11 protein-coding genes, 1 tRNA gene and 1 pseudogene are annotated in these 16,132 nt (G+C 63.5%); 4 read left to right on the forward strand and 9 right to left on the reverse strand.

Annotation, left to right across the window (positions count from 1 at the left end; all coding sequences use genetic code 11):
* Positions 1-62 precede the first annotated feature (62 nt).
* The 4 genes from AWB80_RS28145 to AWB80_RS28160 form a co-directional block, all read right to left on the reverse strand.
* Positions 63-1,685 (reverse strand): ABC transporter substrate-binding protein, encoded by a 1,623-nt coding sequence (locus tag AWB80_RS28145; RefSeq protein ID WP_061177958.1) that lies wholly within the window; start codon positions 1,683-1,685, stop codon positions 63-65.
* A gap of 79 nt (positions 1,686-1,764) precedes the next feature.
* Entirely contained in the window at positions 1,765-3,039 is a 1,275-nt protein-coding gene (locus tag AWB80_RS28150) for an NAD(P)/FAD-dependent oxidoreductase (protein WP_061178021.1), read from the reverse strand.
* A gap of 28 nt (positions 3,040-3,067) precedes the next feature.
* Positions 3,068-3,736 carry a haloacid dehalogenase type II gene (locus AWB80_RS28155; RefSeq protein ID WP_061177959.1) on the reverse strand — a complete coding sequence of 223 codons (669 nt, stop codon included), beginning with the start codon at positions 3,734-3,736 and terminating at the stop codon, positions 3,068-3,070.
* A 197-nt stretch (positions 3,737-3,933) separates the two neighbouring features.
* Positions 3,934-5,412 carry an aldehyde dehydrogenase family protein gene (locus tag AWB80_RS28160; RefSeq protein WP_061177960.1) on the reverse strand — a complete coding sequence of 493 codons (1,479 nt, stop codon included), beginning with the start codon at positions 5,410-5,412 and terminating at the stop codon, positions 3,934-3,936.
* Between the two features lie 243 nt (positions 5,413-5,655).
* Here AWB80_RS28160 and AWB80_RS28165 point away from each other — a divergent pair, with 243 nt between their 5' ends.
* Positions 5,656-6,528 (forward strand): GNAT family N-acetyltransferase, encoded by an 873-nt coding sequence (locus AWB80_RS28165; protein WP_061177961.1) that lies wholly within the window; start codon positions 5,656-5,658, stop codon positions 6,526-6,528.
* Between the two features lie 33 nt (positions 6,529-6,561).
* On the opposite strand, the gene AWB80_RS28170 is transcribed toward AWB80_RS28165, so the two are convergent.
* Complete coding sequence (locus AWB80_RS28170; RefSeq protein WP_061177962.1) at positions 6,562-8,139, reverse strand: ABC transporter substrate-binding protein; 1,578 nt, start codon at positions 8,137-8,139, stop codon at positions 6,562-6,564.
* Positions 8,140-8,190: 51 nt separating this feature from the next.
* Entirely contained in the window at positions 8,191-10,218 is a 2,028-nt protein-coding gene (locus tag AWB80_RS28175) for an oxidoreductase (RefSeq protein ID WP_061177963.1), read from the reverse strand.
* A gap of 96 nt (positions 10,219-10,314) precedes the next feature.
* On the opposite strand from AWB80_RS28175, the gene AWB80_RS28180 reads away from it, so the two are divergent.
* Entirely contained in the window at positions 10,315-11,310 is a 996-nt protein-coding gene (locus tag AWB80_RS28180; protein ID WP_061177964.1) for a LysR family transcriptional regulator, read from the forward strand.
* On the opposite strand, the gene AWB80_RS28185 is transcribed toward AWB80_RS28180, so the two are convergent.
* Positions 11,305-12,489, reverse strand: a complete 1,185-nt coding sequence (locus tag AWB80_RS28185) for a mechanosensitive ion channel family protein (protein ID WP_061178022.1) — start codon at positions 12,487-12,489, stop codon at positions 11,305-11,307. The two genes, AWB80_RS28180 and AWB80_RS28185, sit on opposite strands and share 6 nt — an antisense overlap.
* A 155-nt stretch (positions 12,490-12,644) precedes the next feature.
* Between AWB80_RS28185 and AWB80_RS28190 the strand changes: the two genes are divergently transcribed.
* Positions 12,645-12,729: transfer RNA gene (locus AWB80_RS28190), tRNA-Leu, on the forward strand.
* A 44-nt stretch (positions 12,730-12,773) separates the two neighbouring features.
* On the opposite strand, the pseudogene AWB80_RS28195 reads toward AWB80_RS28190, so the two are convergent.
* Positions 12,774-13,709: pseudogene (locus AWB80_RS28195) on the reverse strand (LysR family transcriptional regulator); the annotation flags it as partial.
* Positions 13,710-13,820: 111 nt separating this feature from the next.
* On the opposite strand from AWB80_RS28195, the gene AWB80_RS28200 reads away from it, so the two are divergent.
* Positions 13,821-15,173, forward strand: coding sequence for an NAD(P)/FAD-dependent oxidoreductase (locus AWB80_RS28200; protein WP_061177965.1), 1,353 nt, complete (start codon positions 13,821-13,823; stop codon positions 15,171-15,173).
* A gap of 9 nt (positions 15,174-15,182) precedes the next feature.
* On the opposite strand, the gene AWB80_RS28205 is transcribed toward AWB80_RS28200, so the two are convergent.
* On the reverse strand, positions 15,183-16,058 hold the full coding sequence (locus AWB80_RS28205; protein WP_061177966.1) for a glycosyltransferase family 25 protein: 876 nt from the start codon (positions 16,056-16,058) through the stop codon (positions 15,183-15,185).
* Positions 16,059-16,132: the final 74 nt, after the last annotated feature.

Raw genomic sequence — 16,132 nt, forward strand, 5'->3', positions numbered from 1 at the left:
TTCGGGGTTCACTTCGCGCGCCGCCGAATACGTGACGACGCGCGTCCGGTGTCACAGCACGTTCATGCCTCGAGCCATACGTTTTCCGCGAACATCCAGCCCATCAGGCCCGCGAGCGGAATGCCGCCGAGACCCTTGAGCTTCGTGGTGTGCGCGTCGAGCGAGCTCTGGAACATCGGAATGCCGATGCCGCCATCGGTGTGCACGAGTTCCTGCATGTCGCCGTAGATCTTCTTGCGCTTCGCGTCATCCGGTTCGCCACGCGCGGCGACCAGCATCTGGTCGAACTGCGCGCTCTTCCAGTTCGCTTCGTTCCACGGCGCGTCGGACTTGAAGAACTGCGTGAAGATCACGTCAGCGCTCGGGCGCGCATTGATGTTGCCGAAGCCGAGCGGATGCTTCATCCAGTGATTCGACCAATAGCCGTCGGACGGCACGCGCGTCACTTGCAGATTGATGCCCGCCTGCGGCGCGACCTGCTGCATCAGCACGGCCATTTCGACCGAGCCTTCCGCCGCCGGCGATGCATAGAGCTGGATCGGCGCGCTGCCGAGCTTGGCCTTCTGGAAGTGGAACTTCGCCTTGTCGGGATCGAACGCGCGCTGCGGCAGGCCCGACATGTAGTACTTGTTGCTCGGATCGATCGGCTGATCGTTGCCGATCGCGCCATAGCCGCGGAAGATCGTCTTGCGCATCTGCTCGCGGTCCATCAGATACATCATGCCGCGGCGGAAGTCCGCATTGCCCGTGATGCCGCCGTCGTCGCGCATAATGAGGTCGGTGTACTGGCCGGTCTTCGTTTCCAGCACCGCGAAACCTTGCGTGCCCTTGATGCGCTCGGTCGAGCGCGCGCTCACCGCGTTGATGAGCTGCACGTCGCCGGACATGAGCGCGTTCACGCGCGCGGGCTCGTCGGCGATGCCGATCAGCTCCACTTCGTCCAGATGCGGCATGCCCGGCTTCCAGTACTTCTCGTTGCGCACGCCCACGGTGCGTACGCCCGGCGAGAACTCCTTCACCTTGAACGGGCCCGTGCCGACAGCCGTCTTGAAGTCGGTCGTGCCGTCCTTGATGATGAGGAAGTGCGAGTCGGCGAGAATCACCGGCAGGTCCGCATTCGCGCCCGTCAGCGTGATGGTTAGTTCGTTCGGGCCGGTCGCCTTGACTTCCTTGAACTGGTCGGCAAGCGTCTTCGCCTTCGAGCCGATCGCCGGGTCTTTATGGCGCATCAGCGAATAGATGACATCCTGCGGCGTGAGCGATTTGCCGTCGTGGAACTGCACGCCGCTGCGCAGCTTCACGACCCACACGGTCGCGTCCTTCGTTTCGAGCGATTCGGCGAGCGCCATCTTCGCGCCGAGATGATTGTCGAGTTCGGTCAGGCCGCTGTAGAACATGAACCCACGCGCGTAGTCGGTGCCGAGCGCGCCTTTCGCGGGATCAAGCGTATCGGCGGCGGACGACGACTGCGTCGCCACGCGGATGCGTCCGCCCTGCTTCGGCTTGCTCTGCGCGAAAGCCGCGCCGCTTGCGGTGAGAAGCCCCGCGCCCGTCACCGACAGCAAGCCGCCCGCGGCCATCGCGCGCAGGACGTTGCGCCGCGACGCGCCGCTGCGCGTCAGTTCTTCGAGCCGTTTGCCGGCATCGGCATGGGCAAGTGCTTCAGGCGATTTGTCGATGCTCATGAACTTCTCCGCGATAGGGGCTGTGAATGTTCGACGGCTTGTTGATGGAATATGGGCCGCCTGTCTTTGCTTCGATGCTTCAATAGAACACGTCTTTGATCGAGTAATACGCGCCGACGAGCGGCAGAAACCATGGTTTGCCCGTATGACCCGGAATCGCGGGCCAGTCGAAATCGCGCCATGGGTTCGCGTCCGCGTTGCCGTTCATCACGTCGGCCATGACCTGGCCCATGTGTGTCGACATCTGCGTGCCGTGGCCGCTGTAGCCCATCGAGAAATAGATGCCATCGTGCTGGCCTGCGCGCGGCAGACGGTCGGCGGTGATATCGACGAGACCACCCCAGCAATAGTCGATGCGCGCATTGGCGAGACTCGGGAAGATAGACGCGAGATTCGCTTGCAGGATGCGTCCGCTCTTCGCATCCGATGGCCGCTCCGATGCGGTGAAGCGCGCACGTCCGCCGAGCAAAATGCGCGCGTCGGGCGTGACGCGAAAATAGTTGTGCATCAGGCGGCTCGTCGTGTACGAGCGCCGGTTCGGCAGCAGTTGTTGCAACTGATCCGCAGGCAGCGGCTCCGTCACGATGATGAACGAGCCCACCGGCGCGAGCCTGCGCCGATACCACGAGAACGGGCCGTGCTTCGACGGGCCCGTCGCGATCAAAACCTGCTTCGCGTACAACGTGCCGCGCTTCGAATCGATTCGATATCCGCAGCCTTCCTTCGTTATTGCAGTGACTTCGGCGTGCTCATAGAGACGCGCACCCTGCCTCGCCGCTGCCTTTGCAAGTCCGTCAGCGAACTTGCCCATATGCATTTGTCCGCCGTGACGCTGCAGCAAGCCGCCGTAAAAGGCATCGGACTGCACTTCGTTGCGGACCTGCTCGCGATCGAGCAGATCGATGTCCGGATCGACTTCACGCCGGATCAGGCCGGCGGTCTTCGCGATGTGTTCGAGATGATGCGGCTTCGCGGCGAGCTTGAGCTTGCCGGACGCGAGATAGTCGCAATCGATGTGCTCCTCGCGAATCAGACGCTCGACCGTATCCACGGCTGCGGCATACGCGCGATAGCAACCTTGCGCGCGCTCCGCGCCGAGTTGCGCACGCAGCGCCGCATAATCCTGCGCAACGCCCGTGTTGCACTGGCCGCCGTTGCGTCCCGACGCGCCGCCGCCCATGCGCCCCGCATCGAGCACGGCGACCGACGCGCCGCGCCTGCCCAGCGCGAGCGCTGCCGACAAACCCGTGAACCCGCCGCCGATCACGGCGACATCGACCTGACCATCCGCCGGGCCTTCGCACGTCGAGATCATCGCGGGCGCGGTGTCGAGCCAGTAGGAGTCGAGTTTCATCGGCATTGCTCGCGTGAAGTGGCTGGAATTACAGACCGAGTTGGCCGGCGAGATCGCCGATGGTGTCCACTTCGTAATACTCGTAGTACGGCGTGCCCGGCTCGTGGCCGCGCTTGACGAACGCCTTGTGCTTGATGCCCATGTCGTGCGCGGTCATCAGGTCGTAGCGCAGGCTCGACGAAACATGCAGCACGTCTTCCGGATTGCAGTTCAACTGGTCGAACATGTACTCGAAGCCCTGCATGCGCGGCTTGTACGACTGCGCCTGCTGCGCCGTGAACACGCGATGGAACGGCGCGCCGAGCTTGTCGACGTTGCTTTGAATCTGATCGTTCGATGCGTTCGAAAGAATCACGAGCTTGTATTTCTTGGCAAGCCGCGAGAGGCCTTCCGGCACGTCCGGATGCGGGCCCCAGGTCGGCACGGCGAGGTAATACTTTTCAGCTTCCGCTTCGTTGAATTCAACCTTCATGCGCTCGCACGTGCGGCGCACCGAATTGACGATCACGTCGCGATACGGCTTCCACGCGCCGAGCACTTCGTCGCGGCGATAGCCCGCGAAGAACTTGACGAATTGCTCCAGGTCGTCGCCTTGCAGGCGATCGGCGTACATCTCGCGAGCCATATCGGCCATGCGGAATTTCGTCAGCGTGCCGTAGCAGTCGAACGTGATGTACTTCGGCTCGAAATCGATCATGGTGTCAGTCCTGTCGTGAATTGAACCCGTCCGGAGTTCAGTGGTGAAAGCAAGCAACAGCGAAGTGTTGAGAGAAATTTAAACAAGGCAAAAATGACTGATGGCGTTGAATGCGCGCCTCGCGACGACATAAGTCATGCGTTTTGAAGCATCGCCGCAGCAGATAATGCGGCGCTCTTTTCGCACGATCGTGCTCATCAACTTTCAGTGTCGATCAGCACGCTCTTGAAGCGCAGATTCGCTTCGTACGCCTGCCGCCCGAGATCCTTGCCGATGCCCGAGCGCTTGTAGCCGCCCGTCGGAATCACGAAGTCGCTCGTGCGGCCATAGCGATTCACCCAGACCGTGCCGGCCTCGATGCCGCGCACCAAGCGCAACGCGCGGCCGATATCCGCCGTATGCACGCCTGCGGCGAGGCCATAGTCGGGATGCGCGGCGAGTTCGAGCGCTTCTTCTTCGGTATCGAAGGACTGCACGGTCAGCACCGGGCCGAAGATCTCGCTGCGCACGGCATCGCTGTCCTGCGTGACGTCGCACAGCAAAGTCGGCGCATAGAACGCGCCCGGCGTCGCCGCATCGGCGCGCTTGCCGCCGCAACGCAGGCTCGCACCGGTCGCGATGCTGCGTTGAACGATTGCGTCGATGCGCTGCGCCTGCGGCTCGGAGATGATCGGCGACAAGGTCGTGCCCGCAGCCCATGTCGCGCCCGCCTTGAGTTCGCTGAAAGCCTGCGCGATGCGATCGGTCAGTTCATCCGCGATCCCGCGTTGCACCAGCAGCCGCGAACCCGCGACACACACCTGTCCCGCATTCCCCGTGATCGCACCCGCGATGCGGCGTGCGACCTCATCGATGCGCGGCGCATCGGCGAACACGATCTGCGGACTCTTGCCGCCCAGTTCGAGCGTGACGGGCTTGGTGCCCGACTCCGCGCAGGCGGCCATGATCGCCGCGCCCGTGCGCGTCGATCCGGTGAAGGTCACCTTGCCGATGCGCGGATGACGCACGAGCGCATCGCCGGTCGTGCGGCCATCGCCCTGAACGACGTTGAAGATGCCCGGCGGCACGCCTGCTTCCAAAGCGAGTTCAGCGAGACGCAACGCGGAAAACGGCGTCATCTCCGATGGTTTCAGCACGACCGCATTGCCCGCCGCGAGCGCGGGCGCGGTCTTCCATATGCCCATCACGAGCGGGAAATTCCACGGTGCGATCGCGCCGATCACGCCGTACGGCTCGGCGATCGTCATGCCGAGATGCCGATGATCGGTCGCCGCGACATCGCCGCCGATCTTGTCGGCGAACTCCGCATAGAAGCGGATGCTCTCGGCGGTGAACGGCACGTCCCAGTTGTACGCATCGCGCACGGGACGTGTCGAGCCGAGCGCTTCGAGCGGCGCGAGATTGGCTGCATCGGCGGCGACGAGATCGGCGAATCGGCGCAATACGCGAGCGCGCTCGCGCGGCGCGCGGCGCGCCCAGTCGCTTTGCCTGAACGCGCTGTAGGCGTTCTGCACGGCGTAGTCGATCATCGCTTCATCGGCGACGGGCACCGATGCATACACCACGCCATCCGACGGCCGCGCGACCTCGATGCGCGACGCGCCCGCATCGATCAATTCGCCACCGATGAAATGGCCGCTCCTGATGACGATGCTGGCAGGATCGAACCGGTCCATATGCGTAAGTCCTCCGGGACGTTGCGTTGACATGGCTTCATCGTAGGCCCGGCGCACTGGCATATGTCGCTGACAAAATTGCCGATTCAGCACGGCGCGCGCGTTCTCGCTGCGATAACCTGCGGTTTTGCGTTGCACCACGCGCGCAGTCCATGCGTCACGCGGGACAGGAAGATCGTCCTAGCCATAGGCGCTGCGCGATGTCACAGTCACGGTAAATGTCTTCAAAGTGAGGAGGCCGGCGTGCCCGACTCGAGCAATAACGATGTGGTCGAATACCGGGCTTTCACGCTCGACGACATCCCCGCGGCGCACGCGCTGTCGGCGTCCGTCAAGTGGCGGCATCGCGCGGACGACTGGCGCCTCGCCGCACGTCTGGGCAGCGGCTTCGCCGCCGTCGATCAGCACGGCCAGCTCGTCGGCACCGCGCTCGCATTCGAGTTCGGCGCGCAGGCCGCGACGCTCGGCATGTTCATCGTGTCGCCGGAGCATCAGCGGCGCGGCATCGGTCGCGGCCTGCTCGACCGGCTGATCGCGAAGCTCGGTTCGCGCATGCTGCTGATTCACGCATCCAATGAAGGCAAACCCTTGTGCGAAGCGCGCGGCTTCACGCGCATCGACACGATTCATCAGCATCAGGGCGCGGCGTTTCAGCCTCCGCTCGTGTCGCTGCCGCCGGGCGAGCGGCTGCGCCCGATCGGCGCGAAGGACACGCCGCGTCTCGCCGGGCTGGCATCGCGCGCGAGCGGACTGGATCGCACCGCGCTGATGCCTGCATTGCTCGATGTCGCGAGCGGCATCGCGCTCGATCGCGATGGCGAGCTGATCGGCTTCGCGCTGTTCCGGCGTTTCGGCGACGGTCACGTGATCGGACCGGTGATCGCGCCCGAATCGCCCGATCAGAGCCGCGCCAAGGCGCTGATCAGCTATTGGCTCGCGCTCAACGCGGGCATGTTCGTGCGCGTCGATACGCCGCTGCGCTACGGGCTGTCTTCGTGGCTCGAAGGCCTCGGGCTGCCGCTCGTCGATACCATCGAGCAGATGGCGCTGAACGGCCCGCCATCCGCCGATGCAACGCTCACACAATTCGCGCTGACCAGCCAGGCGCTGTGGTGATCCCTTGCGCGTGGACATCGGCGGGGCCGGTCTTCACGCCTTGTCGAGCCACGCGAACTCCGCGAAGCGATAGCCCATCACGCGACCCGACGGCGTGCCCTTCAAACCGCGCAGCGTCGAACTCTGCGCGTCGATGAAGTTGATGAACGCGGGAATCACGAGACTGTTCTTCTCGTAGACGATGGTCTGCATGTCGCCGTACATCTGCTTGCGCTTCGCTTCGTCGCGCTCGCGGCGCGCCTGCACCAGCAGTTGATCGAATTGCTCGTTCTTCCAGCCCGACTCGTTCCAGTTCGCGTTCGAGCGGAAGAACTGCGTGTACAGCAGATCGAGCGTCGGGCGCGGCAGGATCGAGCCGTAGGTCATCGGGTACTTCATCCAGTAGGTCGTCCAGTAGCCATCGGCGGGCACGCGGCGCACGTTGATGTCGACGCCCGCCTGCTTCGCAGCCTGCTGGACCATCATGGCGGAATCGAGCGCGGTCTCCACCGACGGCGGCGCGATGATCTCCGCGCGCGCGCCGGGCGTGGCGGCCTTCTTGAAGTGGAACTGCGCCTTGTCCGGATCGAACGCGCGTTGCGGCAAGCCCTTCATGAAGTACGGATGCCACTCCGGCACCGGATGATCGTTCGCGAGCGTGCCGTGGCCGCGCAGCATCACGTTCACGATGCGCTGCCGGTCATGCAGATACTTGATGCCCTCGTTGAAGTCCGCGCTCTTCGTGGGCAACATGTCCTGCCGCAATGCGAGGTCCGAATAAAGCTGCGACGGGCTTTCGAGCACCGTCACCTTGCCCGTCTGCTTCACGCGATCGACATCGCGCGCGGGCAGCGGCGAGATGAGTTGCACATCGCCCGCGAGCAGCGCATTGGTGCGCGCCGCATCATCGCCGATGCCGATGATCTCCACTTCGTCGAGATAGGGACGTCCCGGCTTCCAGAAGTTCGCATTGCGCGCGCCGACGCAGCGTTGCGCGGGCGTGAATTCCTTGCATGTGAACGGGCCCGTGCCGTTGCCCTTGGAGAAGTCCGTCGTGTTCGCGGCGACGATCACGAGATGCGGAATCGCGAGCAGCGCGGGAAGATCGACGTTCGGCTCCGTCAACGTGATCTCGACCTTGAGCGGGCCGGCCGCCTTGACCGAGCTGAAGCCATCCGCGATCGACTTCGCCTTCGATGCCGTCGCCGGGTCCTTGTGGCGCATCAGCGAGAACACGACATCATCCGATGTAAACGGCTTGCCATCGTGGAAATGCACGTTGGGCCGAAGCGTGATGGTCCATTTCAGGAAGTCGTCCGTTTCGAGCTTTTCCGCGAGCGCGTTCTGCGTCTTGAAGTCGGCGTCGAGTTCGGTGAGGCCGCTGTAGAACATGTACGCGCGTGAATAGTCGCCGGTGTGCGTGCCCTTCGCGGGATCGAGCGAATCCATCAGCGACTGGTTCGCCAGCGCCACGCGAATGCGCCCGCCGCGTTGCGGCGTGGGCTCGGTCGCCGCGAACGCAAGTGATGACGCGCCCGGCAGGATGAGGGTCGCCGCGCCCGCGGCGGCAAGCGTCTTGATCGCCTTGCGGCGGCCTGGATCGGCGACTACGAATTCCTTCGGCAATGTCATGGTCAGCCTCGCTCGGTCATGTCGTTATGGCGGATGGTGTTGAACGGGCCTTCATAGCGCAAGGCAAAGCCGGTAAGCGTCATAGATGGCCGTGTGGATGTCGCGCGACGCGCTCGCATCGCCGATGCGGTACAGATGGAATTGCCCTGCTTCGCCGTCCTGCGCTGCGGGCTGCGGCTTGCCGGTCGCGAACGCTTCGAGATCGGTATAGCCGTCGTTGACGGAATACATGCGCGCCGCCTCGAAGAGATCCTCGACCGCGAGCATGCCGCGCTCGACGACCACATGATCCGCTTCCATCTCGATGCGCTCATTCGTCAGATGATGATGGAACACCGCGCGGCGTTTGCCGTCCGCCGACGCACTCACTTCGATCAGTTCGATGTTCGCGCGCACGGGCACGTCCCAGCGCGCGATGTTGCGCATCCACACCTGATCGTCGCCGCGTCCGCCGGTTTCCTGCGCGGGCATGCTGTCGATGAGCGCGAGCGAGACGTCGAGGCCCGCATCGACATAACGTTCCGCGCACAGATACGCGTTGTGCCGGCCCGTGCCGTCGTACACCAGCACGCTGCCATCGCGCGGCGGCGTTTCGGTGAGCGCATCGAAGACGGATTTGCACAGCTCGCCGCCCGGCAGCGCATCGAGATTCGGCAGCCCGCCCGTCGCGATGATGACGGCATCCGCGCCATGATCGAGCACGTCGCTCAGTTCGGCGTAGTGGTTGTAGCGCACCTCGACGCCGAGCTTGTCGAGCTGCGCCACGCGCCAGTCCACGATGCCGATGAGATCGCGCCGCCAGCTTCCCGTCGCCGCCAGCAGCATCTGTCCGCCCGCCGTCGAGTTCGCTTCGAGCACGGTGACGTCGTGCCCACGCGTCGCGCAGATACGCGCGGCTTCGAGACCCGCCGGTCCCGCGCCGACGATCAGCACGCGCTTCTTCTGCGCGGCTTCGGGTATGTCGTGCGTGAGGTACGTCTCGCGCGACGTCGCCGGGTTATGAATGCACGTCGCGCGGAAATTGCGGCAGAACGATGCGCCCACGCACGGCCGCGCTTCGTCCTCCCTGCCCGCTTCGACGAGCTTCACGAGATGCGGCTCCGCGATATGCGCGCGCGTCATGCCGACCATGTCGAGCAGGCCTTCGCGGATCGCATAGCGCGCGGTGGCGAGATCGGCGATCTTCGCCGCGTGAAACACGGGCAGATCGACCGCGCGCTTGAACGCGGCGGCTTTCGGCAGCCACGGCGCGGACGGCACGAACATGCCGGGCATCGAATTGACCGCGAGCGACATCTTCGTGTCCATGCGGCCGAACGCGACATTGAAGAAATCGAAGAGGCCGGTGCCTTGCAGAATGCGCGACATCTCCAGCCCTTCCTCGAAGCTGCATCCGTCTTCGAGCGCGAAGCGAAAGCCCACGATGAAATCGTCGCCCACCTGCTTGCGGATCTCTTCGTGGACCTCGATCGCGAAGCGCACGCGATTGGCTGTCGAGCCGCCGTATTTGTCGGTGCGCAGGTTCACGGTCGGGTCCATGAACTGGCCGATGAGATGACCGCCCGCATGCGTTTCGATGCCGTCGAGCCCGCCGTCGCGGCAGCGCTTCGCCGCGAGGCCGAAGTCGCGAATCACGCGTTTGATGTCCGCGTCGTGGATCGCTTGCGGCATGGCGCGGTGCAGCGTTTCGCGCACGGCCGATGGCGCGATCATCGGCAGCCAGGGTTCGGTGTATGCATCGCCGCGCCGCCCGAGATGCGTGATCTGGCACATCAGTGCCGCGCCGTGCGTATGAATGCGATCGGCAAAGCGCCGCAGATGCGGCACCACCGCATCGGTCCCGACGTTGATCTGCTGGAACGTGTTCGGACTGTCGATGCTCACGTTGGACGAGCCGCCGAACATCGTCAGCGCGATACCCCCTTTCGCCTTTTCCTCGTGATACCGTTGATAGACCTCCTGCGGGAATTCGTCGCGCGTGAGACGGCTTGCGTGACTCGTGCTCATCACGCGGTTCCTGAACTGCAGATGCTTGAGCGTGAAGGGTTGAAGCAAGGGGTCCGACGAAGCAGTAGTCATGGCCTGCCAGATGAAGTGGGCGTCGGACTCAAGGTAAGGAGGTCAATATGCGCCGTCAAATTACAAATCGATGCATGCCCCATAACATGGTGTTGTATGAGTCTGCGACTTCCTTCACTTCAGGCACTGCTCGTCTTCGAAACATCCGCGCGTCTCTTGAGCTTCACCAAGGCCGCCGGCGAGCTCAACGTGACGCCCGTGGCGGTGAGCCGCATGGTGGCGCGGCTTGAAGACGCGCTCGGCCTCAGGCTCTTCGAGCGCACGAAGTCAGGGCTAACCCTGACGCATCGCGGCGCAACATTGCAGCGCGCCGTCGCGTCCGGCTTCGGGCAGATCGGCGACACCATCGATGAACTCAAGCGCGATCATGCGCAAGGCGAGATCGTTACGCTGTCGCTCGCCAGCGGTTTCGCCGCGTTGTGGCTTCTGCCGCGTTATGCGGAATTTCGCCGTGCGTTTCCGTCCATCAATTTGCGTTTGCAGGTGATGGCCGGCCGTCTGTATGGACCGCTCGAAGATGCGGACCTCGGCATCCGGCTGCACGGGCCCGGCTCGGACGACGACCCGTTCCTGCTGTGTCCGGAGATCATCGTTCCTGTCTGTAGTCCGAACTATCTGGCGGAGTTCGGTCCGCTCGACGCACCGGCGAGCATCGAAGGTCACGCCTACATTCATCTCGACGTGACCACGCTTTCATGGGCCGATTTTCATCGCGCGACGGGACTGTCGGACAAAGGCATCGGCGAGGCCGTGCATCACACGGACCCCGGGCTCGCCGTGCAATGCGCGATGCTCGGCCAGGGCGTCGTGCTCGGCTGGCTGCTCGCGATCGCGGCGCCGCTCAACGAAGGCAAGGTGATCCCCGCGTGGGATCGCTATATCGCAACGGGCTGCAATTACGTGCTAGAACATCGCTCGTCGAATCCGTCGGAGAGTACGCGCGCGGTGGCGCAATGGCTCATCGACGAGATGAAGAAGGAACTCGACGACGCACGACGCGTGCTCGCGCCGTTGAGCGCGGTGCCGAAGAACCGCGCGGACCATGCCGCGCGCCGCGTCGATGCAGAGACTACGGCGCCAACGCCGTCATGATGCGGCGGCCGACGATCGCTCCCGCTGCCAGCAGCGCAGGCCGAATAGCGGCACGACGCCGTAGGCGTGATCGAGCATGTCCGATTGCAGGTTTTCGTAGCGCTCCCAGCGTATCTCGTTGAGATACACGCAGATCTCCAGCGCCACGATGGGCGCGGCCGACTGCACATGCCGGATCACGAACGGCATGTCGCGGCGCACCGCCGGATGCTCGCGAAAATAGCCGCTGAGATAGAGCCGGTACAGACCGAGGTTCGTGCGGCGCTCGCCTTCGGGCGGCGCGAACGGCAGACGCGCGAGCAATGCGTCGTCGGGGAAACGGATGGTGTCCACATCGAAGTGAATCGCATGACGCAGACGCCGCGCGCCCGATTCGAACATGCCGCGCCAGTTCTTCACGCTGTTCGACAAGAGAAGCTGGCTCGGCAACATGACGATGGTGTTGTCGAAGTTGCGTACCTTGATGGTGTTCAGTGCGATATCGATCACGACGCCATCGGCGACGAATCCCGGCACCTCGATCCAGTCGCCCACGCGCAGCATGTCGTAGGCCGCGAGCTGAATACTCGCGACGAAACCCAGCAGCGAGTCGCGGAAGATGATGATGAGCAGCGCAGTGATGGCGGAGAGACCGGTGAGCAGATAGAGCGGCGAGCGCTCCAGCAACACCGACACCACCGCGATCAGCGCGACCAGATACGCAACGATGGTGGCGATTTGCAGGAAGCTCTTGATCGGCCGCTCGCTCGCGGACGGAAAATGGCTGTAGCGTTCTTCGATGCTGTCGCGCAGCGCGAGCGCCGCGCGCATGAGCGTGTAGACCATGTAGCAGGCCGCGAGAATGGCCAGCGGATGGCCGAGCGCCGGGATCACCGGAAACGTGAGGCCGGAGAGCAGCGGCGCGGATGCGTAGACGATTGCCGCGGGCACGAGCGGCGCGAGCCGGTGAAACACATGATGACGCTCCGCGGCGATCAGCCATTTGCGCCCTTCCTTGCGTGCGAGCCGGCTGACGATCATCAGCATGACCGCGCGCGTCGCGTAGTAGCAGATCACGCTCGCGAGCAGAATCGCAACCAGCAATGCGACGACCAGAAGCGTGGCGACCGCCCAGCTGTCCGTGGCGACGTGGACTTGCCAGTCCGGTCCGACTTCGAATCGCAAGCTGTTGCCGAACATGAACGCTCCTGACGCGGGCGAACCGACGAGATTGATCAGCCGAATCGGACGTGACACTTGCTGCGCTGGTTATTGTAGTGGCGAACGCGCGCCGTCGAACGATGCGCGCAGGCACTTCGCATCTGACGAATTTCCCGCTACAATTCGGTCCCCTTGCCCAGGTGGCGGAATTGGTAGACGCACTATCTTGAGGGGGTAGCGCCGCGAGGCGTGCGGGTTCGAGTCCCGCCCTGGGCACCAGTCGCATCAGCGATCACTTCCGTTTTCTTCTCCTTGCGCCCCGCGCGCGCCTTTTGCATCTCCGGCGGCGCAGTCAGGCCCGCCGCGGCCGCACCCGAATGCATCAGGAACTCGCGAAACGCATCGGCGACCTGAGGCAAGCGCCGCTCCGACATATGCACGACATGCCACGCACGCTCGATCGGCGTGGATGGAAACGGCAGCGTCGCGAGCAAGCCCGCCTGCATCTCCAGCGCGCACGCGTGCAGCGATAGAAACGCGACGCCGAGTCCCGCTTCGACGAGCTGCTTGATCGCTTCGTTGCTCGATAGCTCCGACGCCGCGTGCAGCTTCAATCCCGCTTCCTTGAACAGGCCTTCGATCGCGACACGCGTGCCCGAGCCGCGCTCCCTGACGAGCAGATTCGCCGCCTCGAGATCGGTCAGCTGCAGGCGCTTCGCGTGCATCAGCGGATGTGTCGGCGCGGCGACGAAAGCCATCGGATGCTTGGCGAATGCGGCCGCGCTCGTGCGCAGTTCGCGCGGTTGCCGTCCCATGATCGCGAGATCGATTTCATTGGTCGCGAGCATCCGCACGATGTCATCGCGATTGCCGATGCGAAACTGCAGCTTCACGCCGGGCCGTTCCTTCGTGAATCGCACGAGCAGCGGCGGCACGAGATACTCCGCCGTCGTGATCGCGCCGATACGCAAGGTGCCGCCCAGTTCGCCACGCAGCGCCGCGACTTCTTCGCCGGCTTCGTTCCATAGACTCAGGATCTCGTTCGCGTAGCGCGCCATCACCTCGCCCGCGGCGGTGAGCTGAACCTCACGTCCCACGCGGCGCAACAGCGGCGTGCCTGCGGCCTCGCCTAGCAGCGAAATTTGCAGCGACACCGCCGGTTGCGTGAGATGCAGTTCATCGGCCGCGCCCGAGATGCTGCCCACGCGCGCGACGGTCTGCAGCGTGCGCAACTGGCGGAAGGTCGTCGTTTTTAACATTAGTGAAAACTTATGGGTCGGCGATAAATACTAAATAGCGCAAATGTTTTCGCGACCTTATATTTTTTCCAACGAGGTCGTCAAGCATCCAATCGTCATTCCAGGAGAACCATGATGTTGAATCCTTATGCGCAACGCCAGGCCGATTCTCCGCATCGCATCGTCATCGTGGGCGGCGGCGCGGCCGGGCTGGAACTCGCGACGCGTCTCGGCAACGGCGTCGGCAAGCGTCGCCGCGCCGAAGTGATCCTCATCGACCGTTTTCCGACGCACTTCTGGAAGCCGCTGCTGCACGAAGTCGCGGCGGGCCAGATCGATGCATCGAGCCATCAGATCGACTACGCCGCTCACGCGAAGTGGAATCACTTCCGCTTCGAACAGGGTGCGCTCGCGAGCATCGACCGGGGTCGGCGCGAGATCGTCATCGACGAGACGACCGATATCGATGGCCGCCCGCTCATGCCGAAGCGCACGCTCGCGTTCGATACGCTCGTGCTCGCGCTCGGCAGCGTGACGAACTTCTTCGCGATTCCGGGCGCCGAACAGCATGCGCTGACGCTCGAAACGGTGGAGCAGGCTGAGACGTTCAGGCGGCGTCTGCTGTCGAGCCTGCTGCGCTCGGGCCATGCGCGGCAGGCGGCGCCCGGCGCGGCCAGGACGCCCGTTTCAGTGACGGTGATCGGCGGCGGCGCGACGGGCGTCGAACTGGCCGCCGCGCTGCGCGGCTCGGCGGAAATGCTGCGCGACTATCACCTCGCATCGCTCGATCCGGCCGACGACATCCGCATTCGTCTGCTGGAAGGCGCGCCGCGCGTGCTGCCCGCGCTGCCCGAGCGCATCTCGACGCGCGCTCAGGACGTGCTCGCCGGAATCGGCGTGGAAGTGAAACTGGGTTGCCGCGTGCGCGCGGTCGATGCGAACGCCGTACAGACCGCCGATGGCGAAACCCTCGCGAGCGACATCACCATCTGGGCCGCCGGCGTGGAAGGGCCGCCCGTGTTGCGCACGCTCGAAGGCTTGCCGCTGAACCGGCTCGGACAGGTGATCGTCGACGGCACGTTGCAGATCGAACCCGGTTCGGGCATCCACGCAATGGGAGATTGCGCGGCGTGCGCTGCAGCGAAAGGCGATGCGCTCGTGCCGCCGCGCGCGCAGGCGGCCTTTCAGCAGGCCGTCTATCTCGCCGATGCGATCACGCGCCGCCTCGACGATCGCCCCGTGCCGTTATTCGCCTACCGCGATCAGGGCACGCTGATTTCCTTCGGACGCGCGGGCGCGGCGGGCGCGCTGATGAGCGAATTGCTGAGGCAGCCGCTTTTCATCGACGGATGGTTCGCGGCGTCGTGTTACCGGCATCTGTATCGCCGGCACATCATGGGGCTGACCGGCATCAGGCGAGCAGTGATGTACGCCGCGAGCCAATGGCTTCGCGAACGCGTGCGGCCTACCGTGAAGCTGAATTGAGGCAGCGGATTATTGAGGATCGGACCACAAAGACTCGTAAATACGCATGCCGAGCCGATACTCCGATGAATCGCGGGATTCACACAGGAGCGGCTCGATCGCGTTCACGTCTAAAGCTGGATTTCCCGCAAACAGGAGCCGTCGAATTGCACTGGTGAGCATGACGCTCCGTTGATTCAATTGTTGCGACTGATCGAGTTCCTGATATGCGATCGTCGAGGGGCTCATGTATCGGGCCGTAGCAAGAAACGGCACTGTGATATTGGCTTTTAACGCACCGGAAGCGATCCAGTCCCGATACAGAATATCGATTGGGTATCTGGCGTCGTGTCCGGCTTCAAAGAGTTTGCGTAGCGTTGCCTTTCCTTTTGGTGTCACCACATAAGCCGCAGCGCAAAAGGCATAGATTGTCTGCGCATTGGGGAACGACAGTCCTGTTACGGCGTGCCGGTCAGCGCTGTTCGAGTCTGCCTTTGCCCGATTGGACAAGCCTCGCTCGGCGGCCCTGATGAGTTGGGGTACCTGGTCATAAAAAGGAGCGCAGTCCAGGAAGAACATGTCGATTCCCGGATGATTCCCAATTATGTGTTCGATCATCCCTTCGTTGACTACTTCCGGAAGATATCGACTGAGTTCGACGTCGTCTTCCAGAATAATGGTCGCGGCGTCCTGATCGGATTCCATGATGATCCGTTCATGCGAGCGGCGACACGCCCAGACGCAATTTTCGCCAACGTTATCGAAAGGGCCCTCGAATTTCCCGTCCACCGCGCGAAAGCGCTGAAAACGGTCGAACCATCCGATTTCCGCGAGTTGCGAGGTTATTGAAGCAAGTCGATTCTCACTTCGATCCAGATTAATAACATAACCGTTTAATTTGACCACGCTTTTACCGTTCCGCTCGAATCACTGTCCGGCATAAAATTGCCGAACGGCAGCTTATCCGTTTTCTCGGCAAC

It is taken from the genome of Caballeronia pedi, from assembly GCF_001544915.2.
GTDB classification, from domain to species: domain Bacteria; phylum Pseudomonadota; class Gammaproteobacteria; order Burkholderiales; family Burkholderiaceae; genus Caballeronia; species Caballeronia pedi.

What these genes read in the sequence shown, in the direction of transcription:
- AWB80_RS28145 (WP_061177958.1), bottom strand. Translation starts at nt 1,685, where the DNA reads ATGAGCATCGACAAATCGCCTGAAGCACTTGCCCATGCCGATGCCGGC.
- AWB80_RS28150 (WP_061178021.1), bottom strand. Translation starts at nt 3,039, where the DNA reads ATGAAACTCGACTCCTACTGGCTCGACACCGCGCCCGCGATGATCTCG.
- AWB80_RS28155 (WP_061177959.1), bottom strand. Translation starts at nt 3,736, where the DNA reads ATGATCGATTTCGAGCCGAAGTACATCACGTTCGACTGCTACGGCACG.
- AWB80_RS28160 (WP_061177960.1), bottom strand. Translation starts at nt 5,412, where the DNA reads ATGGACCGGTTCGATCCTGCCAGCATCGTCATCAGGAGCGGCCATTTC.
- AWB80_RS28170 (WP_061177962.1), bottom strand. Translation starts at nt 8,139, where the DNA reads ATGACATTGCCGAAGGAATTCGTAGTCGCCGATCCAGGCCGCCGCAAG.
- AWB80_RS28175 (WP_061177963.1), bottom strand. Translation starts at nt 10,218, where the DNA reads ATGACTACTGCTTCGTCGGACCCCTTGCTTCAACCCTTCACGCTCAAG.
- AWB80_RS28180 (WP_061177964.1), top strand. Translation starts at nt 10,315, where the DNA reads ATGAGTCTGCGACTTCCTTCACTTCAGGCACTGCTCGTCTTCGAAACA.
- AWB80_RS28185 (WP_061178022.1), bottom strand. Translation starts at nt 12,489, where the DNA reads ATGTTCGGCAACAGCTTGCGATTCGAAGTCGGACCGGACTGGCAAGTC.
- AWB80_RS28200 (WP_061177965.1), top strand. Translation starts at nt 13,821, where the DNA reads ATGATGTTGAATCCTTATGCGCAACGCCAGGCCGATTCTCCGCATCGC.